Below are 24,542 nucleotides of genomic sequence, written 5' to 3'. Positions count from 1 at the left end.
CGTCTCACGTCACCGTGAGGGCACTACTCCCGGCTGTAACTGGTTTGAGTCCACGACTGGGACCCTTCAGTACCGGCACTTTGGAACTGGAGATCTAGCAGCGCTCGACAGTTAAGCCCAGATGCTACGGGATGGTCTCCGAGAGTTTAGCGGGCACTTCCACCCGTCGCGAAGTGATACGAGTGACCTGCGCTCAGCCACCCACTCCTCATAGAATTCGAACTCATGGTAACGCATACATAAACTAATGTCAAGTATTTTTTGTCAGCGATTTCAAAAAATGATCGCCGATGACTAAATACATCGACGATCACTAATTTAACGGCGTTTGCGACTGGCGATCCGCTTATGTAACACCATCCGCAAGTCATAGATCCCAACTAGCAAGAACACGATCCCTGCCAAGACGGCACCGATCGTATGTCCCATTTCCCACAAGCGATAAGCCACATAGCCACCGCCACCAAGAGATACGATCGCAGAGCCGACCCAATAGCTTAAGGAGCTGCTTGAATTTGATTGTTTAGCAGAGGTTTCCATCATTTGGCGAAATTTTTCTTTCATGGGGTTTCTCCTTTTTGTTCGGGGTGCGATTTGGCGAAGGTAAGATTGCGATAAAAGTGAGCCACCACAGTTGGTTGCGCCCCACTGGCGACCCACAGTTGTTGACCGTGCACTTGATAGCTGGTGCCACTGCCGGTTTGTTGATACCAACCGCGGAGATTCAACCAACTGCCGCGAATCGTGGCGGCAGCCCATTGCGCGCGCTTAGTTTCTGGTTGTTGGCCGGCGTCTAGGATCTGATTATCATCTTTGTTGCGTTCAGACGCCCAATAAGTCAAGGTTTTGACGCCGTCGTATGTCACGGCGTTATTTGAAAAATGCAACGTATGCGCACTACCTTGAGCGTCAACTTGATACCACATGTGTTGAAACTCGCGGGAGAACACGACGCGGTGCACTGCAGGTTTAATTTTTGGTGGTGTTGGCGTCGATTGCGGTTTGTCACTGCAGCCTGCTAAAACAACTAGCAAACTTAGTGCGAGCATTTTTTTGATCATCGCGTCCTCCATATTCAGTTTAACACGTTAGCGCTTGCGTGTGCTAAACTAGAAGCAAAGTCAGGAGGTACCACAATGAAAACTGTTACCGTGTATCTGGTGCGCCATGGGCAAACTTGGTTCAATCGCTTCAACAAAATGCAAGGCTGGTCCGACTCGCCGCTGACCGACAAAGGGATCGCTGATGCCAAGCGGGCCGGCGACTTATTGAGCCATATCACCTTCACGCATGCCTATTCCAGTGACACCATGCGGGCTTCCAATACCGCTCGTGAAATTCTGGCCAAAAATTTGAACTCAAACGTTGAACTCACGATCACGCCATTTTTCCGGGAACAATTCTACGGCTATTATGAAGGCGAAGACTCTCCCAAAACTTGGTATGCCGTTGGCGCCCCTCATGATGCGCCATCATTTAAAGAGATCATTTCAAAATATGGCGTCGATGCTTCCAAAGATTTCTGTCATGAAGCTGATCCTTTCGGCGCTGCCGAAGATGCCTTGACTTACTGGAATCGCCTGCAAAAAGGCTTCAAATTGTTGCGGGCTGACAATCAACACGGCGATAACGTCTTGTTAGTCAGCCATGGCACCACGATCCGCAGCATTGTCGACAAATTCGGGAAAAACGACGGCTTCACCGTCACTGACTCCCCACGCAACGGCTCGATTTCAAAAATCGCGCTGACCAACGAAGGCGTGAAAGTCTTAAGTTATAACCAACTGGAACTGTAATTTCGTTATTTTAAGTTTGCACAACCAGCAAAACATGTTAAACTAAAAAAGAAGCGCACGACCTCTGCCAAGGTCATGCGCACAGAGCCGCAATAAGTGTGGTGATCAGTGAATCGCAAGCTAAGCCGCTATCACTTCGCAAAAGTATAGAAGCGGCTTTTTGCTTGCTTATTTTTTCCGAATTGCTTCGAACGCCGCAATCAATCCGCCAACTGCTATTAACAGTTTCGTCGTCACTGAAACGAGGAGGGTTAGGCCTCGAACCAGCGAGACAAGCAAACCAATCACGGCTGTGGCCGTCAAAATTGCGGCAACCACAAGCTAAGCTGTACTCCTTTCTTCCGAAATCTGACGCCGAGGTTTATCCACCAAGGGCTCCACCTTCTTTCAAAAGTTGTACCACCGATCATATTACTTTTCTGTAGCCTTCATCATAGCATATGCGACTGACTTGTCATAGAAAAATCAGGTAAGATTTGTTATTTAATTATTCATCAGTCATCTTTGATCAGTTGAAAAACATCGTTATCACGATGAACAAAACAGCGTCAACCACACAATACTCGAATGCGGTTGGCGCTGATTTTAGTTACTCATCACTGGTCGGCCAAAGTCACTCAAAGTGGTCGCAAACACTTCAAGTCGTTGCGCATAACTTGGGTGATCATTTTGTTCCGCGATCACTTGCTTGAGCTCAGTTAAATTATCGGTGATAATGCCATCGACATCAGCAAATACCATTTGCGTCATTGCATCGCGATCATTGACAGTCCACGCCCACACTTGTTGATGTTGGCGATGGACGGCGTCGACGAAGGCGTCATCAAGCGTGGTTTCTTCGACAGTATAGCCGCTGAGTTTCGTTTGCGGCGGCACTAAACTAAACGGCATAATGAAGTTTGCCGGCAACTTCGGCAGCTGTTGATGCAAGGTCACCATTAACGGATAACTCAGGGAATGTACGCGATCACCGTGTTTGATCAACTGCTGGCCGTATTGATCGATGAAGCGTTGCAACATGTCTTTGCTGTCAGCTTTCGTCGGCTTCAATTCAACCATCAGCTTTTGATGTAAGGCATTGGCGGTAGCTAAGTAATCTGAGAAACTCGCCAGCTTGGCGTGATGACCATTTTCCCGCACGATGATTTCTTGTAGTTGCGCTAAAGTTAATTCACGCGGCGTTTTGTTAACACCTGCCAGTGCTTTGAGATTCTCATCATGGAGCACGATAAATTGTCCGTCTTTGGTTTCATGGAGATCCATTTCCACATAATCTGGCTTTAACTTTGCGGTTTTCTCAAGTGCCGGGATCGTGTTTTGGACGCCGTTGCCAGCATCGACGCCGCGATGAGAAATCGTCATTGGCGCTTCAGTCAGCGCGCCTTTCATGTAAAAGCCGGCAAATGCACCCATGATCAATACGCCAAAGCCGCCAGCGATCAACACGACTGCCCGCCGCAACCAATGATGTGACCCATCAGTTTGAAAATGGACCCGTCCAGCTTCAACGTCATCAGGCGCGATCAAAAACAATAAATAGATCACTGAACTCATGCCGCTTAACAAGATCTGCCCTGCGATCAACAAGGTCAACGTGACGATGGCGACACCAAACGCGATACCGGTGTTATCAGCGACATTTTGAATGCCGATCAATAAAGCTGACCACCCAAAACCGATCAACACGAAAATGATTGCTAACACCCCGAGGCGCAACGCATAAGCCCAAAACTTCCCGCGAGTTTCATGCCAAGACTCACGCGCAGAAACGATCAATGAGCGATCCCGCAAAATCGTGATCGGCAACACCCGCAACCACCTGACCCCGAGATACGCCATCGCCACATAAAATAGAAACACCAACACCGCATATAAAGGTTTGGTGACCAACCAATCCAACACAAATGTCGGCACTTCAACTTTTGCCAACAGCTGCGTATGAATGATGACGCCTGCAAATGGCATCACTAACAACAAATACACGATGAAAAAGCCGAATCCTGAAGGTTTAAGGTGACGGACATCGCGCAAGCCTTCGATGATCACTGCGCGAACACCTAGGCCAGTCCGTCGCCGAATGTTGTCTAATCCCCCAAGCAATATCGCAAATTGCACATAAACCAGCAACAACACCACTAGCAATAAAACAATTAATTCAAATGCCGCCAGTTGATGTTGCGTGAAAATACTCAACAAGTTATCGACACCCAGGTATGGAATATCTGATGCACTTAAGATCCCTGCTGTCGTCCATCGCATCAACGGTACAACGACGCCGGAAGTAATCGCCGTCACCATCCCCATTAACATGAGGTAACTGCCCCATCTGGCACCGAATTCTTTAAATAACCCACTGATATCCCGCATAAATTTCATGATCATCCTCCACTTACGGCATTATACGCGCATGGCGACAACATGCATCATTCGCCAGACGGAAAAATTAAAAAATGCGTCACCTCCATGTCAGAGGTGACGCATCGGTTTTACTTGGCAAGGTCTTTTTTAATGACGATGCCTTCATATAACCAAACGGTCAACGCATAGTACACGCCATACAACACGATGAAAATTGCAAATGGGATCCAAATGTTGTGATATGGGTCATGCAACATCGTGGTGAACAGCTGTAGCCCGAATAACACGTGAATGACCCCTAAGATCCCAGGGAAAGCGAACAAGGCACCAATTTCTTGTCGTACTGAACGCCGCAACAAACCTGGACGGACGCCGATTTTTTGTAACATCAAGTAGCGGCTGGCATCAAAGCTTGCGCCACTTAAGATCTTAAACATCAACGTCGAAGCCAACATCGCTAAGAACGCGATCCCTAAGAAGAAGCCCATGAACGCTAAACCTGAGAACATTTCATTGATCAAGCCGTAAGTCGCCATTTTCTGACCAGACAATTGGGTGTTGGTCACATGCAGTTGCTTATTTTGCGCTTTAAACATCGCATCAAAAGCATCATAGTTGGCGCCGAAGTCTTTGACTTGGTAGGTCACAATGTTGCGCGTGGTACCAGCTAACGCGACATATTCTGCATGAGGCACGATCTTGATTTGACGTTGCGCATCAGCTGGGGTGCGGAATTGTTCCAGTTGACTGGCAATTTCATTCATATTCTTGGTCAAGTCAGCGTTCGTCGTTAAACTCAAGTGCTTAGAAGTTTTCCCATCATAAGCGACGAATTTCAACGGCCGCGCAGTGATTTGCGCTTGGTCAAATACTACTGCTTTGGCGGTGACTTTTTGAGTGTAACGAGTGGTGCTGGTGACCCCAGTCAACTTCGCAGCGGCTTGTTGCGTTGCGGCATTGGCGTCGATGGTCGTGGCATCATATGCAGATTGGGTATTGGCAAGCTCTGGAATCGCATTTTGGAAGCCGAGTCCGACAGTGATCGCCCCTAATGCTAAAGCGAACAAAATGGCAACCACCGCTAAGATCTTGGTGTAATCGCGGATCCGAAATGACAACTGACTCAAAGTGAAGGTGTGTAACCCTTTAGACGCGTAGGCATGATTCTTCTTGAGTAACCCGATCAACCACACTAACAACGCATTGAATAAGAAGTATGTCCCTAAAACAATCGTGATGAGAGCAATGCCGATGGCGGCCATTTGCAATTTTGCCAGTTGGGTCATCGACCAGTAGCCGATCGCCAACAGCACAATGGCAAGCAAACCTTGAACGATCAACTTCCAAGGTTTTTGTTGCAGGCGGTTTGGCAACGTCGAGGCGTGCAACAGCTCCAGCATTGGCGTTTTCAACAGGCGCCCGGCGTTAACGAACGCTGCCAGCACAAACATTAATAAGAAGAAACCAAATGTTGCGATCAAGGCTGGTGGCCATACCACAGCAAAATGTGCCGCTGGTGCATGCAACATCGAGATCAACATGTTCCCAGCAATGCCAGTCAACCCCATGCCGATGACGACGCCGACGACAGAAGCTAAGAAGCCGACAGACACCGTTTCAATGAAGATCAATTGCGCGATTTTGCGGCTTTTGGCGCCGAGCATCATAAACATCGCATAATCGCGTTGCCGCATACTCATCAAAAAGGTGTTGGCGTAAACGATATACACCATGGTGATGATCACCAACAACACTTCGCCGAACCCGAAGATAAACGGCGTCATCCCGATCGGTGAATTACTGGTTAAAAACTTGGTGTTGGTGGCCAACGCCATAAACATGTAAAACACGGCACTGGCGATCACCAAACCAGAAAATAAGACAGCGTAATCGCGAAAGCGTGAGCGAATGCCGCCTAAAGCTAATTTGCGTAACATTGCAGCGCCCTCCTATTGTTGAAACGTCCCTAACGTGCTGAGAATTTCTTGATAAAAAGCGGCTTGGCTTTTATCCCCATGCACCAATTCTTGTCCGATCTGGCCGTCTTTAATGAACAAAATGCGTTGCGCATAACTAGCAGAGAATGGATCATGCGTCACCAACAAAATGGAAACCCCTTGTTCTTGATTCAAGCTGGTCATCGTATCCAGCAATTCTTTAGCGGATTGGGAATCCAAGGCCCCAGTCGGTTCATCCCCGAATAAGATCGCCGGGTTTTGGACCAACGCCCGAGCAGCAGCGACTCGTTGTTTTTGACCCCCAGACAATTCCGTTGGATAGTGATCAAGTACCGCGTCGATCCCTAACGTTTTGGCGATATGGTTGACCGCTTCAACTTGTTTGTTGTGGCTAATATTTTGCAAGGCCATTGGCAAAGCAATATTTTCGCGGGCGGTTAAGTTCTCCAATAAGTTGAAATCTTGGAAAATGAACCCAACTTGCTTAGCCCGGAAGTCTGAAAGCTTGTCACCTTTTAACGCGGTGACATCTTTGCCATTGATTTTCACGCTACCGCTAGTAGGACGATCAAGCGTGGATAAAATATTTAACAATGTCGTTTTCCCAGAACCTGATGCGCCCATAATGCCGACGAATTCGCCTGGTTGGACATTAAAGGTCACGCCTTTTAAGGCTTGGAATTGTTTTTGATTTTTCTTCCCATAGGTTTTGGTGATGCCGTTAACGGCGACCACTGGTTGGTTTTGCATGAATATTGCCTCCCCTTTTTCAATAACTCTATGTTACCGTATTTTACTTTGATTTGAACGAACACGTCCCTAACGTTTTTGTCACGTCTAAAGTTTCTCTAAAGAAATTTTCAGCAAATTGTTTCCTATTGAATGAAAATTAGGTAGAATGTAGCGAACCCTTTTTCATGTGCCTAGGTTTTGGTAGAAAAGCGGTGGGTGCCATCGCGTTGGCGTCACTGCGGTGGCGTGAACAAGTTGCCGGTGCGGCCGGCTACAGAAATCGGCAAAGTGCGCCGATGTTCTTTCGCCTAGAATTTGAACCAAAGAAAAACCCTTTGTTTCAAATTCTGGCGGTGAAATCTGCGTCAGCCACCAAAAACCGGTGTCTAACTTGATTTCACTACCACGGGCAATTGTTCACGCCACCTTCGTTTTTCCAACGCGATTCCACCCACCACTTGTCGCGGACTCTCTCAGTGCATGATTCGATTCATTACCTATTATATGGGATCAATGTTCCAGATATTATTCACGAAACGTTAACCGACGCTTATCAGCAAGTCAAGATTCAAGCAGTAAGCCGCCAGTTAACGACACGCAGGCGATTTGACAGTGGGACGGAGGCTGGCCGTCGTCGCATAGTGAGAACGCAGTTGGCGGTTTACCGCCTACTGCGTTCCGCAGGTCGAGATCCACTTTGATCACGAGCGCAAGCGAATGATCAAAGTTAGCTCGGCCGAGGACCCTCACTATGCGACGACGAGCCAGCCGGAGTCCCACTGTCAAATCGCCTCCCCGCAAACATTCACCTTAGGAGGCTCACATGTTCTTGAATAAAGCGCCAGGGTGCTAAGCGATGGTTGTCGCTTAGCATTTTGGAGGAAACTATGCAAACTGAAAAACAAAAGCAATATATTCCGTGGGTCATTGTCGGCTTAATGGACTTTGTCACCGTCATCGGCTTTGATGATATTATTTATAACTTCCAAAACCAAGGACTCGTCGCCGTGACGTCTTGGGTTTTGATGACGATCTTCTATGTCATTCCTTATAACTTGATTGTCGCTCACATGGGTTCCACCTTCGCTGAACATGGCGGTGGGATCACCAGTTGGATGCGGCAAACGAACGGCGACACTGTCGGCTACTTCGCCGCATGGTTCTACTGGATCACAGGTCTACCATATGTTGTCGATGTGGCCAACTCTGTCGTGATTTCCTTTGGTTGGATCTCCAACGGTAACGGCAACATTCAAGCCCATATGGGGAACGCCTGGTTTGGGATCTTCACTGCAGTGGTGTTCGTCGTCTTCATTTGGCTCCAACATTTCTTCAAAAACAAATCCCTTGAAGTGATGTCCACCATCGGCGGTGGCGCGATGTTTATCATGACAGTATTGTTTGTCATTATGACCATCGTCGGCTTGTTGCACGGCAACCCGATCGCCACCCATCCTTTCCACTTCTCAAGCTTTATGCCTAAGAACTTCTTCTCATTGTCCTTCTTATCGACCTTTGGTTTGTTCGTGTTTGCAATGAACGGGTCAGAACTCGCTGCCCCTTATACCGCAGACATGAAACATCCAGCCAAAGACTTCCCGAAGGCATTGAAGATGATCGCCATCATGACGATGTTTTTGACATTGTTTGGGACTTTCTCTTTAGGGGTATACTTCAACGCCCATCATTTACCAAATGACTTGAAAATGAACGGTTCTTACTATGCGTTCCAAGCCATCGGTCGTCAATTCGGCATGGGCAACGGCTTGATGTATGTCTTCGCCGTCGTGCAAGGTATTTACATGTTGGCGCAACTCGCAGTGATCCTTGATGCGTCAACGCGGGTGTTCTTATCTGATGTGGCCAAGCGCTTCATGCCACGGCAACTCACCAAGAAAACTGAAGACGGCTTGCCGATCAACGGTTATTGGTTGACCACCATTTTATGTGCGATCATCATGGCTTTAGGCGGCATGTTGCCGAAGATCAACGATATTTTCAACTGGTTGTTGAACTTAAACGGGATCGTCTCCCCATTCTCCACGATGTTCTTGTTCTGGTCTTACATCATGGTCCGCAAGAATCCTGAACGTTTCCCAACCCCTGATTACAAATACATCAAAAACGACAAGCTGGGCTTGATCGTCGGGTTGTGGATGTTGATCGTGACCTTCTTGCTGGCCTGCCTGGGCTTCTTCCCAACTGATGCCACCGACAACACCTTCGTCTTGATGTTGACATTAAACATTGTGGTGCCGATCGGTATGGTGTTGTTAGGCTTTATGATGCCTTGGATCGCCAAACGTCAAGCCGCTGGCCAAAATGCTTTTGGTCGCGTGGCTTGGTGGATCATGACGGTGGTTGTGGCAGTTGCCTTGATCTACTTGGCAAGTGATGGGATCAACACCTCCTTGCTTGTCGGCAAGAGCTTAGCGTTGCGCTATGCTGTCACTGGGATCGTTGATGTGATCTTGTTTGGTTTGATCATGAACATGACGAAAAACGGTCGTCGTGGGACGATTGCTTAACTTCATTTCAAAGACTCGATGTGCAAGTTTGTGCATCGAGTCTTTTTTTGCGTGCGCACAATTGTTTTTAAACAATTATTGTTGTTAGTTTCTTTGAACCCTGCTATGCTTGTCTCATTGAATTGTAACTTTTTCGTAGGAGACAACATGGCAGACATTATCACTGGCACCCATTTAACCATCGGCTACAACCAACGCGTGATTTTGCGTGATCAAGAATTGCATATTCCTGCTGGGCAGATCACCGGGTTGATCGGCCCTAACGGCAGCGGCAAATCCACTTTGCTCAAAGCGATCGCTCAGATCAATTCTTTGACTGCTGGTGAGTTACAACTTCAAGGGCAGCCATTGTCTGATTTTTCGTCAAAACAGCTTGCCACCAAACTCGCATATTTGGCCCAAAGTCCTGAAGTCCCAGGCGATCTCACCGTGGCGACGTTAGTGAAGCTTGGTCGCTATGCCTATCATCAAGGGATGTTTGGCGCCGATCCTGATGAAAAAGTCCAAGTCCAAGCGGCAATGTTGCAAGCAAAAGTCGCCGACCTTGCTGATCGCCCATTGAACAGTTTATCTGGTGGGCAACGCCAACGGGCGATGATCGCGATGACGTTAGCCCAAAATGCAGAGATTTTGTTGCTAGATGAACCAACCACTTACCTTGACCTCACCCATCAACTTTCTGTGTTAAATCTGATGCAATGCCTCAACCGCGACATGGGAAAAACCATTGTCGTGGTGTTACACGATTTAAATCAAGCGGCGCGCTATTGTGAGCACTTGATCTGCGTCCATGACGGCAAACTTGTCGCCACTGGCACTCCAAAACAAGTGTTGACTGATGACCTCCTTGCTTCTGTGTTTGGGGTGAAAGCTGAACTGGTAACGCCGACTGGTTGTGATTATCCCCAATTATTGAATACGGAAACTTTGGAGGACGCCTGATGAAACACAACAGTTTATGGCGTCTGAATGTTGGATTGCTGGTATTATTGATCTGCTTAGCTGTGGTATCCACTGCCGCAGGCGTCAAATGGTACAGTCCACTCACTTGGGTATCCGCTGATCACTTGACGCAACAAATTCTGCTGACGATTCGGCTACCGCGGACAATAGCCGCGATTTTTGTCGGCGCAATGCTCGCGTTATCAGGGCAATTGATGCAAAACCTTTCGCATAATCCCATCGCCGATCCTTCCATTCTCGGTGTTAACGCTGGGGCGATGTTGGCCTTAATGATCGGCGGATTAGTTGGGTTGAATCTCAATATTGTCAATTCGTTGTGGTTGAGTTTGCTCGGCGCTGGCGTCGCTTTCGTCATCGTGTTAGGGCTGGCGATGCGGCGGCGCGGCTTAGATGTGCTGCGGTTTATTTTAGGTGGGACTGTGGTGTCCAGTTTGATCACTTGTATCGCTTATGCCGTCGGGATCTTAACCAATCAAACGGCGCAATATCGCAATTTGCTGGTTGGTGGCTTTGCCAATGTCACCATGGGGCAAGTCCACGCCTTATTCGTGGTGTTGATGATCTTGTTGATCACAGTGGCGTGCTTTCACAACGAACTGTCGCTGTTGATCTTAGATGACAGCACAGCGCGAGGCTTAGGGGTAAGACCCGCGCGCACGCGTTTGATTGCCAGTGGCTTAGTGGTGCTTGCTGCTTCAATGGCAGTTGCAGTCGGCGGCAACATCGGCTTTGTCGGCTTAGGCGTCCCCCAGATCATCAATTATTGGCATCCTGATCGCTTCGACCGCAATGTTGCACCGACGATGTTGCTTGGTGCGAGCTTTATGTTAGGCGTCGATCTTTTAGCTAAAACCCTTGATCATCCGAATGAGTTACCGTTGTCTGCGTTAAGTGCGATTTGTGGCGGGATCTTCTTAATGATGATGCTTAATCGTAAACATGAGGTGGTCGCATGAAAAAAACGATTGCTTACCTCATCGTAAGTTTCCTGGCCATTGTTTCAACATTAGCTTGTTTCATGTTTGGTGACATTCACCTATCGCTGAATCAAGTGGTTGCCAGTTTATTTGGTTTTGGGGATCAGGTCTCAACCTTAGTGATCTGGCAAATGCGCTTGCCATATGTGGTTGCCGCTTTGATTTGTGGCACAGCCCTTGCAGTCAGTGGGTTGTTGTTGCAACAACTGACGCAAAACCCTTTAGTCGATTCCTCGATCCTCGGGGTGAATGCTGGGGCTAGCCTTGGTGCCGTGATTTTGATCGCCGCCAGTGCCCGTTTTAAACAGTTATCGGTGCAAACTTGGCTGCCGATCGCTGCGATCATCGGTGCCAGTTGTGCGTTTTTTTTAGTCCGCCAAGCGAGTGCACAACATGACCGCTTGCGTTTGTTGTTGCGCGGGGTCGCGTTGACGGCATTGCTGAATGGTGTGATCTTGATGTTGCAACTGAACATGAATGCCTTTGACTTTGAACGGGTGTTAACTTGGTTGACTGGGAGTTTCTGGAACGTTGACGGTCAATTTCTTGCTGGCTACGGGCTAGCTGCGGTGGTTTTGGTGGTGGTGGTTTGGCTATTGCGGCATGAATTCAATATGTTGAATTTAGGTGACGACATGGCCCAAGCTGCTGGCGTTAACATCAAACGCACCAAAAGCTTGTTGATGGCCTTGGCGATCGGCTTAGCGGCAATTGCAGTCGCAGTTGGTGGCGCCATTGCTTTAGTCGGGTTGATGAGTCCTAACATTGCCAAACGTTTAGTCGGCAGCCAATTCACCACCCGCATGAACATGTCGATCGTCGTGGGGATCACTTTGATGCTCGCCAGCAACGCCGTGGCGAATAATTTATTTCTGCCAGCGACATTGCCTGTCGGTTTAGTCGTCGCGGTGATCACCATGCCTTACTTTTTAATGTTGCTATTTCAAAAAACGGAGGTTTGACCTTGATGAAAAAACGCACCTTATTGATCGGCTTGCTTAGCATGTTCTTACTGGCTGGCTGTGCCAAAACGCAAACCACTAGCACCACGGCGACTCGCACTGTCACCACCACCGCCGGCAAAACGAAGATCCCAGCGCACCCTAAACGCGTGGTATCGACGGTTTACACCGATCAATTGATCAGCTTAGGCGTTCATGTGGTGGGCTCCACCCAAATGGATCTCGCTAATCCGTGGTTATCCAAAGCTCAAACCAAAGGCATCAAAAACCTTGGCAACACCATGAATCAAGAAGCGATTTTGAAATTGAAACCTGACTTGATCGTCACTTCCAATGAAGCTGATGTGAAAAAGCTCAAAGCCATCGCCCCAGTGTTGTACATTCCTTATGGGTCGACTGGCGATGTTTACCAGTCACTCACCCAATTCGGTCGCTTGATGAATCGCCAAAAGCAAGCCAAACAAGTCAGTGACGATTTGAAGCAAACAGCAAAAAATGCAACCGCTAAGTTGAACGCCAATGGGATCGACCCAGCGACGACGACGGTTTCCTTCTTCGATATTCAAGCCAACAAATTGTATGTCGACGGTTCAACTTGGGGCCGCGGTGGGTCCGCGATCGTCACTGCAATGGGTTTTCAATTGACCAAAGCGGCACAAAAAGTTGAAGCCGGCACTGGCTACAAGCAAATTGCCACTGAAGCAACGCCGTCATATGCTGGCGACTGGTTGTTTTTCTCGAACACTTCAGGCTCTAAACAATCGATCAGCGACTTGACTGCCAACGCGGTATGGCAGTCTTTGCCAGCAGTGAAAGCCAAACATGTGATCGAACTACCTTTTAACAAAATGTACTACTACGATCCAATTGCCGTCAAAGGCCAAATCAAGTTAGTCACTGACACCATGCTCTCACAAAAATAATTGTTAGTGGGCAAGCGCGGGTGAACATGTTACACTGAAGTTAATTGATAACGAAGGGAGCGAGCCATCATGCGTTTGAAAAAGTTCGCTACAATTTAACATCACTCACACGCAGGCTCGCATCACCCCAAACGGTAGCCTTCGCTACCGTTTTTGTGTGTTTGCGAACATTAAGGAGTTACAGTGCAAGAAAACATTTTACAACCGGAAAAAGTCTTAGTCACCGGGATCTCACGTGGTCGTGAAGATTTTGACTACACCATGACTGAACTCGTGGAACTGGCCAAAGCCAACAACTATGAAGTCGTCGGCGAGTTGCGGCAAAACCTCGACCGCTCCACTGCCGCCTTTTACTTTGGGAGTGGGAAAGTCGACGAAATTCGTGAATTAGCGGATGCTTATGACGCAACGACAGTATTGGTCAACGATGAACTTTCACCTTCCCAATTGCGGAACTTAGAGCGGGAAACCAAACATCACATCGTCGATCGCACCCAGTTGATCTTAGAGATCTTCGCCAACCGGGCCCAATCTAAAACCGCTAAAATGCAAGTGGAAATCGCGCAATTGCAATACGCCTTGCCACGATTGCATCCTAGTGCCAACAAACTTGACCAGCAAGGCGGCGGTGGCGTTGCCAACCGTGGTGCTGGTGAAACCAAGTTGGAAATGGACAAGCGAGTACTCAACAAACGCATTGCCCGTTTGCGTCGGGAACTCAAAGACGCCGATATCGGTGAAGAAGTTCGTCGCGCTAAACGTACCGACAAAGAACTGCCAACAGTTGCCTTGGTGGGTTACACCAACGCTGGGAAGTCCACTACCATGAACGGCTTGCTCGAAAAGTTCGCCGAACATCCAGAAACGAAACAAGTTTTTGAAAAAGACATGTTGTTTGCCACCTTGGATACTTCAGTCCGCCAAATCACCTTGCCGAACAATCGCAAATTCTTGCTTTCTGATACTGTCGGCTTTGTGTCCAAGTTGCCCCATACTTTAGTTGACGCCTTTAAAGCAACGTTAGCAGAAGCTGCCAGTGCTGACTTATTGATCCAAGTCGTCGACTACGCTGATCCGCATTATCCAGATATGATGAAAGTCACTGAAAAGACCTTAGATTCCATCGGCATTCACGACATTCCAATGGTCGTCGCTTACAACAAAGCCGACCTCAAAGATGGTGCGGTATTCCCAGAAGTCAACGGCGACGACTTGATCTACTCTGCTCGCGATTCTGCAAGTTTAGACAAGCTCACCGAATTGATCCAACACCACTTGTTTGCCGAAGATGTGACCAACCAATACTTGATCCCCTTTGACAAAGGGCAAGTAGTCGATTTCATTAATCGCGAAACTAGCGTTGAAAAAACCGACTACACAGAAAGCGGCACCTTGATCACGACTACCGTTAACCCGATCCAAGCAGGTCAACTGCGTGACTACTTAGTCGAAGCATAATAAAAAATCAGTCCCATTTCAAAATTGAAATAGGACTGATTTTTTATTAATCATTCGCTTTAAGCCAGTGATCAAGCACTGAAATGAACTCGTCGTGTTGATCAAGCAAGGCTAAATGACGGGAGTTCGCAAACAAATGCCACTTAGCCCCTGGAATATGATCATAAACAGACTTTGCGATCAGCGGTGTGCACAAATCATCAGTGCCGCTAGTGACTAAGGTCGGGACATCGATTTTATGGAGATCATCCGTCACATCAAAATCTGAAATCGTCCCATTTTCTGTGAATTCGTTCGGACCTTCAGCAATCAAGCTTGCGCGTTTACCATTCGTCGGCCGCCGCAGTGGTTCTGGTGAATCTTCAGTGGGATCATCCCAGCAGTAGCGCTCCATATAGCGATCGTTAGCGGCCAAATACTTAGGACCAGAGAAGTTCCCAGTACGTTCGGCTTCAGCAATGGCATCACGGTCGACTGCTTCCAAGTATGAGATCAAGCGATGTTGTTCTTGGGTCCACAACTTGATCGAAGCTGGCGACCCATCGATCATCACTGATTTCACCCCGTCATGGGCGTATTGCGTGAGGTAGAACATTTCAAGCATCCCACCCCATGACTGACCGAGCATATGGACTTGATCAAGATGGAGATACTTCCGCAGTGCGATCAATTCTTCGGCCCAAGTTTCTTTGACGTACCACTTCTCGTCTTCAGGCAAACTGGACTTCCCGCAACCCACTTGATCATACATGATCAACTGCCGGCCAGATTGTTCTGCATAATCATCGATCAATTCAAAATAATTATGCGATGACCCTGGTCCCCCATGGATCAACAACAATGGCGCTAAATCAGGATTTGCTTCGCCGACGATGCGATAGTACGTTTTGAATTCATGAAACGGCATGTAGCCTTCTTCAATTTTCATTTTCTCAGGTCCTTTTAATATAATGCTTTTATTGTAGCGCTGGCAGACCTAAGCTTCAATTGCTTGCGCCAAAGTTTCAAATCGTGAGCCTTTGGCGGTGAAGCTGACATGGCGAGCTTCATCGATAGTTTCGTCTTTGACGATGTGGATCATTAAATACTCATCAGGCATTGCAAGACCTAAGAATTCAGGCCATTCGACCACAGACACCCCGTCCCCTTCAAAATATTCTTCGAGCCCTAAGTCTTCGACGCCGCCGTCTTCCAAGCGATAAATATCCATATGATACAGCGGCAAGCGCCCTTGTTGATACTCACGGATGATGGTAAAAGTTGGGCTTTTGACTGGTTTGTTGATCCCCAGCCCTGCGGCTAAGCCTTTGGTGAAGCTGGTTTTACCAGCACCTAAGTCGCCGTCAAGCAACAACACGTCGCCAGCTTTTAGTTGTGGGGCCACTTTTTCTTTGGCCCATGCCTGTAGCACTTGTTCATTTGCAATATCCATGATGTGCTCCTTTAATTTAACTATCGTTGTCCGGAATCGATAGTGTTTCAGCAAACTATACCCCTATGCCTCCGGCACGAAAATCTGTGGGCTCCGACGATTTGGCGTCACTGCGGTGAATGGGACAAGTTGCCGGTGCGGCCGTCTGCAGAAATCGGCAAAGCCCGCCGATGTTCTTGCGACTAGATTTTGAGCCAAAGAAAATCACTTTGTCTCAAAATCTGCCGGTGAAATCTGCGCGAACCGCCACAAACCGGCGTTTCACTTGATTTCACTGCCACAGGCAATTGTCCCATTCACCTCCGTTTTGCCAAATCATCTCTACCCACAGATTTTCTACGTTGATGTCGCTGACTTACAAATCAAACACGTCGATGTTACGACGTCATTCACAAGACCAAACATGATATCAATGTAGAATACTGCGTTTCGCGACCATCAGGTGCCAGTGGGCTAGCGTAGTGGAAGTGATTTGAAATTGGGACGGAAGCTGGCCGCCGTGACATAGTGAGATTTCCGTTAGCGGTTTACCGCTTACGGAAAGCCGCAGGTGGAGATCCACTTGGCGGTGAGCGCAGCGAAACGTCCAAGTTAGCTCCGCCGAGGACCCTCACTATGTCGCGGCGAGCCAGCTGGAGTCCCAATTTCAAATCACTGAAACGGAGCTAGCACACGAGCACCTGATGGCGGCATGACACACTCACGATGCCGGACAGCGATAGTTTGAATACCTCGATTATAACAAAAAAGTCACCAGCAAACGCTGATGACTTTCGGTGAGCAAGTTTTAGTTCAATGCTTGGGCGGCGGTGATGATGGCTAACTTGTAAACATCTTCTTCGTTGCAGCCACGAGAAAGGTCTGCAACAGGTGCGTTCAAACCTTGCAAGATCGGGCCGATGGCTTCGAAGTTCCCAAAGCGTTGGGCGATCTTGTAGCCGATGTTCCCGGCTTGCAAGTCTGGGAAAATGAAGACATTGGCATAGCCGGCAACTTCTGAATCAGGGGCCTTAAGCTTAGCAACCGTTGGCACAAAAGCCGCATCAAATTGTAATTCACCATCTAAGGCTAATTCAGGGTTCAACTTGTGGGCAATGGCAGTGGCTTCAACCACTTTGTCGACTTGTGGCGCTTTAGCAGAGCCTTTAGTCGAGAAGCTGAGCATTGCGACTTTTGGATCGATGTCAAAAATCTTCGCAGTGCGGGCAGATTCAACCGCGATTTCCGCTAATTCTTGGGCGTTTGGATCAATGTTGATGGCGTTGTCGGCAAACAAGTAACGTTCGTCGCGACCACGTTGCATAATGAAGGCACCAGAAATGCGAGTGGCATCTGGACGGGTCTTCACGATTTGCAGTGCAGGACGTACGGTGTCAGCAGTGGAGTGCACCGCACCAGATACCATGCCATCCGCTTTGCCCATGTAAACTAACATGGTACCGAAGTAGTTAGGATCGCGAACGATGGTTTCTGCTTGTTCAGCAGTGGCTTTGCCATGACGGCGTTCAACGAAAGCGGCGGCCATTTCATCATGAAAGGCGTCAGTTTCTGGGTCGCGCACCGTGACTTTGGAAATGTCGAAGCCTTTTTCAGTGGCAACTTTGCCGATGGCTTCTGGGTTCCCCAATAAAATCGGGTGGATCAAGCCACTGGCGGCTAACCGCACTGCCGCGCCAACGATGCGGGGGTCAGTGCCTTCTGGGAACACGATACGTAAATCCTTGCCGGTGATCTTGTTGCTTAAGCTTTCAAATAAATCCAAGATTATGCCCTCCATAGAAAACGTTTTTCTGTGTTAATCATAGCGCATTCATGTTGCTTTGACTAGTGTTAGGTGTACTAGGAAGTTGCCAATTGATCGGTTGTTCCCCCATTTGCGCAAGCGCTTCATTGGTTTTAGAAAATGGTCGACTGCCAAAAAAGCCGCGGTATGCAGATAACGGACTTGGATGTGGGGATTCGATGATCGCATTTTTACTGCGATCGATCACTTTAGCTTTCGCACGAGCGGAAGCCCCCCATAAGATAAATACCACCCCGCCGCGATCAGATAACGCCGCGATCGCCGCATCCGTCAAGTTCTCCCAACCGTGATTTTGATGGGAGTTGGCGCGACCATCTTGCACCGTGAGCACTGCGTTGAGCAACAACACCCCTTGGGTCGCCCAGTCTTTTAAGTATCCATGATTGACTGGGGCAATGCCAAGGTCTGATTGCAATTCTTTATAGATATTTTGTAAAGACGGGGGTAGCTGGATGCCAGGGGCGACCGCAAAGGAGCAGCCGATCGCTTGATTGGGGCCATGGTAAGGATCTTGACCTAAGATCACCACTTTGGTTTCAGCAAAAGGCGTCCATTCAAAGGCTTGAAAAATATGGTGCATTTCCGGATAAATGGTTTTGGTTGCATATTCTTGTTTTAAAAATTGATGTAATTGCGCGTACTGCGGGCTTTCAAACACTGGTTCCAACACGGTTTGCCAGTCATTATGGATAATCGTTTTCATTGGTGTCACCTCGGCTTCTATTGTACCGAGAATTCATGGTAAAATGAAGTCAAACAGCCAAGGAGGATTCACTATGATTCGTTTGATCGCATCAGATATGGATGGTACCTTGCTCAACGACAAACTCCAAGTATCCGAAGGCAATGCCGCGGCGATCCGTCGCGCCCAAGCCGCTGGCATCGAGTTTATGGTCGCGACAGGTCGCGGGTTGTCTGAAGCTCAGCCTCTCGTTGAAGCGCACGACTTGCACACGGCGTTCATCACCGTCAACGGTGCTCGGGTTTTTGACACTCGCGGCGACTTAACCGTGGAAGCTGGCATCGATGCTGAGCTTGTGCAGACGATTTTAACGACCTTACATGACGCTGGGCTATATTTTGAGCTCGTCACCAACTCAGGGGTGTATTCTGATTCTAGAGTGCGGCGGATCCAACAAGTCGCCGACGTGCTGGTGCGGTTAAATCCTGACACCAGCTACAAAATCGCTGTGGCTTTAGCGGCGGCGCGACTAGAGCTGATGAATATCAATTATGTCGATGACTACAACGCCTTGGTCCAACAACCAGGTGTGGATGTCTTGAAAGTGATCGCCTTTTCTGAAGCTGGACAAGAGGCCTTGGCCCCTTCTAAAGAAAAGTTATTGGCGACCGGCGGCTTGGTGATCACCTCCAGTGCCGTCAACAATATTGAAATCAATTCCACGCAAGCCCAAAAAGGCCTCGCCTTAAAAGCTTACGCTGAGAAAAAAGGCTTCACGTTAGACGAATGTATGGCCATCGGCGATAATTTAAATGATGAATCGATGATCACCATGGCCAAATACGGTGTGGCGATGGGCAATGCCTTGCCGCACATCAAAGACGTCGCTTGGTGGACCACTGCGAAAAATACCGATGACGGCGTGGCGCAAGCCATTGACCGCGCCATTTTATTAAACGAAACGAACGTTTAAAAAGGAGGACGCTCATGCAATATTATATTGATGCGCAATCATTAAAAGATAGCGGCATGAGCGTTGTCAAAGATAGCAACTCCAAACCAGTATACATTCTCACCGGCCGCCACGGCATCGCTAACGACGGCTTCACCTTGCACACCATCGCTGGGGCCGAACTCGGTGAGATCCGTCAAAAAACTGTCGGCATTTTTCCACGGTATGATTTGTATATCGATCGCCAAAAAGTCGGCTCGGTGAAAAAAATGGCCGGCGTTTGGCGGGAGTTTATTTTCGTTGCTGGCCTTAATTGGATGATCATCGGGAATTTACTGGCAAATCAGTATCACATTTATCACGGGGTGAAGTCGATCACCACCATCGCTGAAGCAGGTACGGCTTCCAATACGGTGTTTAAACTCGACATTCCTCGCGAGGAAGATGTCCCTGCCGGTTTATTGCTTGCCGCGATCCTTGATCACTGGCGGCAAGTCCACAATGCCAACCCTCTCGCGCGGCACGATGATGTGAATATTAGCTTTGGGATGTAACGATACAAATGGCGCAGGACGAAATTGTCCTGCGCCATTTGTTTTTTACAATTAAGTTCTAGTGATTTGAAATCGAGACTCCAGCTGGCTCGCCGATGCATATAGAGAGTCCTCGGCCGAACTAGCCGAGATGGGTCGCTACGCTCCCCACTCGCCGGATTTCGACCTGCGGAATGCTGTAAGCGACAAGTCGCTAACAGCATTCTCAATATGCATCGGCAGCCAGCCTCCGTCCCAATTTCAAATCACTGAAACGAAGCTTAACTATTGTCTCCTGATGATGACGACTCACGTTTTGCTGACGTGGAATTCAACAACGGGGTGATGATCTGCCTGCTATTAAGCATACCCGCTCCAGATATTTTAAAACAGGCGAGATTGCAACCAACCGCCACAGTGCTTTACTCATCAGCGGTTTGACTCACGATCAATTCGCCACGATGGTAGCCTTCGTAAACTAAATGATCGCTATCTGTTGCATAAAACACTACCTGTGGGGCCTCTTCTCCTAATATCCGCTGGACAATTACTGTTTTGTGATCAGACATGCGGGTCAATGACCAAGTAGTTTGATACTCGTCAGATAATTCTGCAGTTCGTCCGCGACTAGAAAATGTTGCTTTATTCCAGTCTGGCCCAGGATCATGTGCCACTGCGACAACCGCGGCTTGGATTGCCCCATCTCTAGAATCCAACTGTTTCATGTAATCAATGGCACTCGCCTTTGTCCAAGCTTCTGTTTGCCCAGTAAACGCACCAACGTCACCATTTTCAGCCACAATTTGAGCAAACCCATCTTTTAACGCGGTGTTTGCTGTTTCATAAAACCATAACACCCCACCATTGGTTGTTTGTGAGTTCAACACGACTGGGCTGTTGTCTTTCGTATCCAGCGCAAACAAATAAAGCATCGGCCACTGTTGATCGGTCTTGCCGCCAACTGCCGCGGCGACGACTTGAAACCGAGCTGAGCTTCCCTGTGAGTCAGCTTGATACCAAGACAACTGTTCGTTTTGGTCATAAACCACATCGTTTCGCCAAGTGCCTTCGATTGCCTCTGGATACTTGATGCCCAAATAATCAACGACTTGGCCATCATAGGTCCCTTCAAAACTTTGTCCCATCGACTTTTGCCACGACGCCATCAACTTGCTCAACTCATCATCTTGTTTAACTGTCCAATATGAACCTTCAGAATCATTACCATAAGGATGCGCATTTGCATCGAGCGATGAACCCGTGGATTTAGCGTCACTGGATTTTTTGATTGAACTTGTGGTCGAAACGACTTGAGAACTAGATTCTTTTGGCCCCGAAACTTGGGAACACCCGCCTAACCAAAAGACTAAGGCACCCATCACGAATAACTTTTTCATGACCCATCTCCCCCATTCATTAGCTTAAAGATAACCTACCGATGGCGAGTACGCCGACCATAATTTATCAAAAACATGTTGAAGAATTGGAACCTTCAGCCAAATCGCAATTCCATTCAACAAGCCAACTGACTCAGGATATTTGCGATCAATTCATCATGAATGTGACTGTGATGCAGCATCGCTTCTTTACCGGACAATAAAACAAACCGCCACTTCAATTTCTAACGACAGAAATTGAAGTGGCGGTTAAGTCAATAGTTTAGATTTCTTTGATCATATGATTATACCGGTGTGACCCGATCATTAATTCACCGTTTTTGTGGTAGCCGACCCGGGTATATAACTTCTCAGCGCGAGGATTGGCTTGATCGACGTTGAGTGACAGCAACGATTCGCCACATTTATGAAGCAGTGGTTCCACGCCTTTGAGCAATTCAGTGCCGATGCCGTGCCCTTGGGCAGATTCGGCAACGGCTAAAGTATCGACATACCATTCACCAGTGTAAGTTTCGGTATCTGGGAATAACTCTTGCGTTTCTGGCAAACCGACTTTTGGTAGTAGTGGTTGAAAGACATCATCGATGTGGTCTTCTTTGTCATGAGGATACCCGACTAAGATACCATCAACTTTGCCTTCAGTTTCATGAACAAAAGTTTGGGGCCAGCCGTAACGGTAATCTTCTAATAAGAATGCTTGCTCAAATACCGGATAAAGTTGTGATTTTGGCAGCTTCATTAAAGCCGGAATTTCCATTTCCTCAAACACAATATCGATCAATGGGACACAAGCTTTGGCATCATCTGGTGTTGCTGGACGGATCATTTTAAACATACATCGCCAAGTCGCATATTTTGACGTGAGGAGGCGACGTTCCTCCAATTCTTGAAACCTCACGTGCGCGGTTCCCATTCTATCACCTTTTGACAATGAAAAATATTTTCATGGCATTTTAGGCCTTTTCATACCCACAAATGCACCAATTCGCGCTATATTAGAGAGGGCCGTTAATAATTCCTAGAATGTTTGTTATACACAAGATGATGTGCACAATTTCGAGGATAAGTCTACATCTTGTATGTGTCGTTGGGAGCTGTTATCATATTAGCGGTGACACAAATAAAGGGGTGGTATTGGTTGAAAGTAACGTTCAAAGACGTCGCCTTGTCATATGATGGCAAGGTCAACACGCTGGAGGGATTGAATTTCGTGATCCCTGACGGCGCGTTGGTATCGCTTTTGGGACCTAGTGGCGGCGGCAAGTCCACGACGCTGAACATGATCTCAGGGCTACTGGCGCCAACTGCAGGACACATTTATTTTGACGATCAAGACGTCACCAAACAATCAGCCCTTGCGCGCAAAGTCGGCATGGTGTTTCAAAACTATGCCTTGTATCCGCATTTAAGCGTTTTGGACAATATCGCCTTCCCATTAAAAATGGCGCGGGTGAAAAAAGCCGATCGCTATGCCAGAGCGCGTGAGTTAGCGAAGTTGGTGCATGTTGAAGATCAACTCGACAAAAAGCCTGGTGATTTATCTGGGGGCCAGCAACAACGGGTCGCCATTGCCCGGGCTTTAGCAAAATCACCATCACTGTTGTTACTGGATGAACCTTTATCCAACTTGGATGCCCGCTTGCGGATCGAAATGCGCGAAGAAATTCGCCGCATTCAATCTGAAACTGGCGTCACCACAATTTTTGTGACCCATGATCAAGACGAAGCGTTGCATATCTCCGATCACATCATGGTATTAGCTGATGCGCACATTCAACAATTTGCCACCCCGCATACCTTATATGCGAGTCCCGCAAATGCGTTTGTCGCGAAATTCATCGGCAGCCCTGTGATCAACACCATCAAAGCTGACACCATGAAAGCAGATCTTGCTGACGTGGTGCCTGCTGAGATCTTGGCCCAAGCGGAAACCATTGGGATCCGCTCTGAAAGCATCGTCTTACATGACTTAGGCCGCAAAATCGTGGCGACGATCCACGCCCAAGTCGGCGCTGCACATCAATTTGGTCGTGAAGCCACTGCCACGTTGAACTACAATGGCGAAACGCTACTGTCAACTGAATTGTCCAGCATGCAAGCTGGTACAAAAGAAGGCGACTTCAGCATTTTAGCCGCAGGATTTTTCTTGTTTGATCATGACGGCAAGCTGATCTATGGCGGTGAGTCTCATGATGAATGAAAAACCCACCTGGCGCTCCACGGCCAAAGCCTTGTTGTATCTGTTGCCAATGTTGGTGATCACCATCACCTTTAACATTTGGCCGATTTTATCAAGTTTTTTGATGAGCTTTTACACCAAGTACGATTACTACACCGACAAAGTCTCGGCGATGGGTTTGGATAACTTCAAATTCTTGTTATCTGACCCTGACTTTCACTTAGCGGTGCGCAACACCTTGATCTTCGTGGCAGGCGTCGTGCCGATCACTGTGATCTTATCGTTAGTGATCGCGATCTTGCTCAACCAAATCAAGTGGTTGTCTGGATTCTTCCGTACTGTGTACTTCCTGCCGTTCGTCACCTCGACGGTAGCCATTGCCATGGTGTGGAATTGGATCTATCACTCTGATTATGGGTTGATGAACTACTTCTTGGGCTTGTTTGGGATCCATGCCATTAATTGGTTAAACGATCCACATTGGTCACTGTTGGCGTTGATCATCATGACCGTGTGGAAAGACCTCGGCTTCAATATCATTTTGTTCTTAGTCGGCCTCAACAATATTGATCCAGGTTACTATCGCGCCGCTGAAATTGACGGCGCCAATGCTTGGCAGCGATTCTTGAACGTGACGGTACCGATGATCTCCCCGATCACCTTCTTAGTGTCAGTCAACGGTATCATCGGCTCATTCAAAGTTTTTGACCAGATCTTTGCCTTATTTGGTGGCACCCCGGGACCTGGGAAAGCCGATTTGACCATCGTGTACTATTTGTACCAAAAGTTTTATACCGAATACAAATACCCGATCGCAGCAGCCAGCGGCGTGGTGTTGTTCTTCTTGATCTTGGCGGTCACGCTCGTGCAAATGTGGTACTCCCGCAAGCACGTGCATTATTAGGAGG

Annotated in this window: 22 protein-coding genes; 11 read left to right on the top strand and 11 right to left on the bottom strand. The window is 48.0% G+C overall.

Translation table 11 applies throughout. The features are described from left to right. Positions 1 to 318 precede the first annotated feature (318 nt). Entirely contained in the window at positions 319 to 564 is a 246-nt protein-coding gene (locus EKM92_RS08470; protein ID WP_125709810.1) for a hypothetical protein, read from the bottom strand. Next, a complete protein-coding gene (locus tag EKM92_RS08465) occupies positions 561 to 1,061 on the bottom strand; it encodes a hypothetical protein (protein WP_125709808.1) in 501 nt (166 codons plus the stop codon). Before EKM92_RS08465 ends, EKM92_RS08470 begins: the two co-directional genes overlap by 4 nt. A gap of 75 nt (positions 1,062 to 1,136) precedes the next feature. On the opposite strand from EKM92_RS08465, the gene EKM92_RS08460 reads away from it, so the two are divergent. Beyond that, positions 1,137 to 1,796: a histidine phosphatase family protein gene (locus EKM92_RS08460; protein ID WP_125709806.1), complete on the top strand. Its 660-nt coding sequence runs from the start codon at positions 1,137 to 1,139 to the stop codon at positions 1,794 to 1,796. A gap of 585 nt (positions 1,797 to 2,381) precedes the next feature. Here the strand turns inward: EKM92_RS08460 and EKM92_RS08455 are convergent. The 3 genes from EKM92_RS08455 to EKM92_RS08445 all read right to left on the bottom strand — a co-directional run bounded on the left by EKM92_RS08455 (position 2,382) and on the right by EKM92_RS08445 (position 6,862). Continuing rightward, positions 2,382 to 4,172, bottom strand: a complete 1,791-nt coding sequence (locus tag EKM92_RS08455) for a glycerophosphoryl diester phosphodiesterase membrane domain-containing protein (RefSeq protein ID WP_164509945.1) — start codon at positions 4,170 to 4,172, stop codon at positions 2,382 to 2,384. A 110-nt stretch (positions 4,173 to 4,282) separates the two neighbouring features. After that, positions 4,283 to 6,091 carry an FtsX-like permease family protein gene (locus EKM92_RS08450; protein ID WP_125709802.1) on the bottom strand — a complete coding sequence of 603 codons (1,809 nt, stop codon included), beginning with the start codon at positions 6,089 to 6,091 and terminating at the stop codon, positions 4,283 to 4,285. A gap of 12 nt (positions 6,092 to 6,103) precedes the next feature. After that, entirely contained in the window at positions 6,104 to 6,862 is a 759-nt protein-coding gene (locus tag EKM92_RS08445; RefSeq protein ID WP_125709800.1) for an ABC transporter ATP-binding protein, read from the bottom strand. Between the two features lie 869 nt (positions 6,863 to 7,731). Here EKM92_RS08445 and EKM92_RS08440 point away from each other — a divergent pair. The 6 genes from EKM92_RS08440 (at position 7,732) to hflX (ending at position 14,655) form a co-directional block, all read left to right on the top strand. Continuing rightward, positions 7,732 to 9,372, top strand: a complete 1,641-nt coding sequence (locus EKM92_RS08440; protein WP_125709799.1) for an APC family permease — start codon at positions 7,732 to 7,734, stop codon at positions 9,370 to 9,372. A 147-nt stretch (positions 9,373 to 9,519) separates the two neighbouring features. Further along, positions 9,520 to 10,314, top strand: coding sequence for an ABC transporter ATP-binding protein (locus tag EKM92_RS08435; protein ID WP_225420759.1), 795 nt, complete (start codon positions 9,520 to 9,522; stop codon positions 10,312 to 10,314). After that, complete coding sequence (locus EKM92_RS08430; protein WP_125709797.1) at positions 10,314 to 11,291, top strand: FecCD family ABC transporter permease; 978 nt, start codon at positions 10,314 to 10,316, stop codon at positions 11,289 to 11,291. Before EKM92_RS08435 ends, EKM92_RS08430 begins: the two co-directional genes overlap by 1 nt. Beyond that, entirely contained in the window at positions 11,288 to 12,274 is a 987-nt protein-coding gene (locus tag EKM92_RS08425; RefSeq protein ID WP_125709795.1) for a FecCD family ABC transporter permease, read from the top strand. The genes EKM92_RS08430 and EKM92_RS08425 overlap by 4 nt, the downstream gene beginning before the upstream one ends. A gap of 5 nt (positions 12,275 to 12,279) precedes the next feature. Continuing rightward, on the top strand, positions 12,280 to 13,197 hold the full coding sequence (locus EKM92_RS08420) for an ABC transporter substrate-binding protein (protein WP_125709793.1): 918 nt from the start codon (positions 12,280 to 12,282) through the stop codon (positions 13,195 to 13,197). Positions 13,198 to 13,380: 183 nt separating this feature from the next. Next, positions 13,381 to 14,655 (top strand): GTPase HflX, encoded by a 1,275-nt coding sequence (gene hflX / locus EKM92_RS08415; RefSeq protein WP_125709791.1) that lies wholly within the window; start codon positions 13,381 to 13,383, stop codon positions 14,653 to 14,655. Between the two features lie 46 nt (positions 14,656 to 14,701). Here the strand turns inward: hflX and pepI are convergent, their stop codons facing one another. From pepI to EKM92_RS08395, 4 genes are all read right to left on the bottom strand, one after another. Then, on the bottom strand, positions 14,702 to 15,583 hold the full coding sequence (gene pepI / locus EKM92_RS08410; protein WP_125709788.1) for a proline iminopeptidase: 882 nt from the start codon (positions 15,581 to 15,583) through the stop codon (positions 14,702 to 14,704). 48 nt (positions 15,584 to 15,631) lie between these two features. Then, complete coding sequence (tsaE, locus tag EKM92_RS08405) at positions 15,632 to 16,087, bottom strand: tRNA (adenosine(37)-N6)-threonylcarbamoyltransferase complex ATPase subunit type 1 TsaE (RefSeq protein ID WP_125709786.1); 456 nt, start codon at positions 16,085 to 16,087, stop codon at positions 15,632 to 15,634. A 787-nt stretch (positions 16,088 to 16,874) separates the two neighbouring features. Continuing rightward, complete coding sequence (pta, locus tag EKM92_RS08400; RefSeq protein ID WP_125709785.1) at positions 16,875 to 17,849, bottom strand: phosphate acetyltransferase; 975 nt, start codon at positions 17,847 to 17,849, stop codon at positions 16,875 to 16,877. A 37-nt stretch (positions 17,850 to 17,886) separates the two neighbouring features. Further along, positions 17,887 to 18,594 (bottom strand): uracil-DNA glycosylase, encoded by a 708-nt coding sequence (locus EKM92_RS08395; RefSeq protein ID WP_125709783.1) that lies wholly within the window; start codon positions 18,592 to 18,594, stop codon positions 17,887 to 17,889. Positions 18,595 to 18,667: 73 nt separating this feature from the next. On the opposite strand from EKM92_RS08395, the gene EKM92_RS08390 reads away from it, so the two are divergent. Beyond that, positions 18,668 to 19,546, top strand: a complete 879-nt coding sequence (locus tag EKM92_RS08390; RefSeq protein ID WP_125709781.1) for a Cof-type HAD-IIB family hydrolase — start codon at positions 18,668 to 18,670, stop codon at positions 19,544 to 19,546. Between the two features lie 14 nt (positions 19,547 to 19,560). Then, a complete protein-coding gene (locus EKM92_RS08385; RefSeq protein ID WP_125709779.1) occupies positions 19,561 to 20,079 on the top strand; it encodes an LURP-one-related/scramblase family protein in 519 nt (172 codons plus the stop codon). A gap of 401 nt (positions 20,080 to 20,480) precedes the next feature. Here the strand turns inward: EKM92_RS08385 and EKM92_RS08380 are convergent, their stop codons facing one another. Both EKM92_RS08380 and EKM92_RS08375 read right to left on the bottom strand, forming a co-directional pair. Next, positions 20,481 to 21,455, bottom strand: a complete 975-nt coding sequence (locus EKM92_RS08380; protein WP_125709777.1) for a DUF4767 domain-containing protein — start codon at positions 21,453 to 21,455, stop codon at positions 20,481 to 20,483. A gap of 262 nt (positions 21,456 to 21,717) precedes the next feature. Further along, positions 21,718 to 22,290, bottom strand: a complete 573-nt coding sequence (locus EKM92_RS08375) for a GNAT family N-acetyltransferase (protein ID WP_225420758.1) — start codon at positions 22,288 to 22,290, stop codon at positions 21,718 to 21,720. A 303-nt stretch (positions 22,291 to 22,593) separates the two neighbouring features. Between EKM92_RS08375 and EKM92_RS08370 the strand changes: the two genes are divergently transcribed. Together EKM92_RS08370 and EKM92_RS08365 are read left to right on the top strand one after the other, a co-directional pair. Further along, positions 22,594 to 23,655, top strand: a complete 1,062-nt coding sequence (locus EKM92_RS08370; RefSeq protein WP_125709775.1) for an ABC transporter ATP-binding protein — start codon at positions 22,594 to 22,596, stop codon at positions 23,653 to 23,655. After that, positions 23,645 to 24,538 carry a carbohydrate ABC transporter permease gene (locus EKM92_RS08365; protein ID WP_125709773.1) on the top strand — a complete coding sequence of 298 codons (894 nt, stop codon included), beginning with the start codon at positions 23,645 to 23,647 and terminating at the stop codon, positions 24,536 to 24,538. Before EKM92_RS08370 ends, EKM92_RS08365 begins: the two co-directional genes overlap by 11 nt. Positions 24,539 to 24,542: the final 4 nt, after the last annotated feature.

Source organism: Lacticaseibacillus porcinae (genome assembly GCF_003946305.1).
GTDB classification, from domain to species: Bacteria; Bacillota; Bacilli; order Lactobacillales; family Lactobacillaceae; genus Lacticaseibacillus; species Lacticaseibacillus porcinae.
Note: the sequence above shows the minus strand (reverse complement) of the source record. Positions and strands in the feature narration are given on the sequence as shown.

What these genes read in the sequence shown, in the direction of transcription:
- EKM92_RS08470 (WP_125709810.1), bottom strand. Translation starts at nt 564, where the DNA reads ATGAAAGAAAAATTTCGCCAAATGATGGAAACCTCTGCTAAACAATCA.
- EKM92_RS08465 (WP_125709808.1), bottom strand. Translation starts at nt 1,061, where the DNA reads ATGATCAAAAAAATGCTCGCACTAAGTTTGCTAGTTGTTTTAGCAGGC.
- EKM92_RS08460 (WP_125709806.1), top strand. Translation starts at nt 1,137, where the DNA reads ATGAAAACTGTTACCGTGTATCTGGTGCGCCATGGGCAAACTTGGTTC.
- EKM92_RS08455 (WP_164509945.1), bottom strand. Translation starts at nt 4,172, where the DNA reads ATGAAATTTATGCGGGATATCAGTGGGTTATTTAAAGAATTCGGTGCC.
- EKM92_RS08450 (WP_125709802.1), bottom strand. Translation starts at nt 6,091, where the DNA reads ATGTTACGCAAATTAGCTTTAGGCGGCATTCGCTCACGCTTTCGCGAT.
- EKM92_RS08445 (WP_125709800.1), bottom strand. Translation starts at nt 6,862, where the DNA reads ATGCAAAACCAACCAGTGGTCGCCGTTAACGGCATCACCAAAACCTAT.
- EKM92_RS08440 (WP_125709799.1), top strand. Translation starts at nt 7,732, where the DNA reads ATGCAAACTGAAAAACAAAAGCAATATATTCCGTGGGTCATTGTCGGC.
- EKM92_RS08435 (WP_225420759.1), top strand. Translation starts at nt 9,520, where the DNA reads ATGGCAGACATTATCACTGGCACCCATTTAACCATCGGCTACAACCAA.
- EKM92_RS08430 (WP_125709797.1), top strand. Translation starts at nt 10,314, where the DNA reads ATGAAACACAACAGTTTATGGCGTCTGAATGTTGGATTGCTGGTATTA.
- EKM92_RS08425 (WP_125709795.1), top strand. Translation starts at nt 11,288, where the DNA reads ATGAAAAAAACGATTGCTTACCTCATCGTAAGTTTCCTGGCCATTGTT.
- EKM92_RS08420 (WP_125709793.1), top strand. Translation starts at nt 12,280, where the DNA reads ATGAAAAAACGCACCTTATTGATCGGCTTGCTTAGCATGTTCTTACTG.
- pepI (WP_125709788.1), bottom strand. Translation starts at nt 15,583, where the DNA reads ATGAAAATTGAAGAAGGCTACATGCCGTTTCATGAATTCAAAACGTAC.
- tsaE (WP_125709786.1), bottom strand. Translation starts at nt 16,087, where the DNA reads ATGGATATTGCAAATGAACAAGTGCTACAGGCATGGGCCAAAGAAAAA.
- EKM92_RS08395 (WP_125709783.1), bottom strand. Translation starts at nt 18,594, where the DNA reads ATGAAAACGATTATCCATAATGACTGGCAAACCGTGTTGGAACCAGTG.
- EKM92_RS08390 (WP_125709781.1), top strand. Translation starts at nt 18,668, where the DNA reads ATGATTCGTTTGATCGCATCAGATATGGATGGTACCTTGCTCAACGAC.
- EKM92_RS08385 (WP_125709779.1), top strand. Translation starts at nt 19,561, where the DNA reads ATGCAATATTATATTGATGCGCAATCATTAAAAGATAGCGGCATGAGC.
- EKM92_RS08380 (WP_125709777.1), bottom strand. Translation starts at nt 21,455, where the DNA reads ATGAAAAAGTTATTCGTGATGGGTGCCTTAGTCTTTTGGTTAGGCGGG.
- EKM92_RS08375 (WP_225420758.1), bottom strand. Translation starts at nt 22,290, where the DNA reads ATGTTTAAAATGATCCGTCCAGCAACACCAGATGATGCCAAAGCTTGT.
- EKM92_RS08365 (WP_125709773.1), top strand. Translation starts at nt 23,645, where the DNA reads ATGATGAATGAAAAACCCACCTGGCGCTCCACGGCCAAAGCCTTGTTG.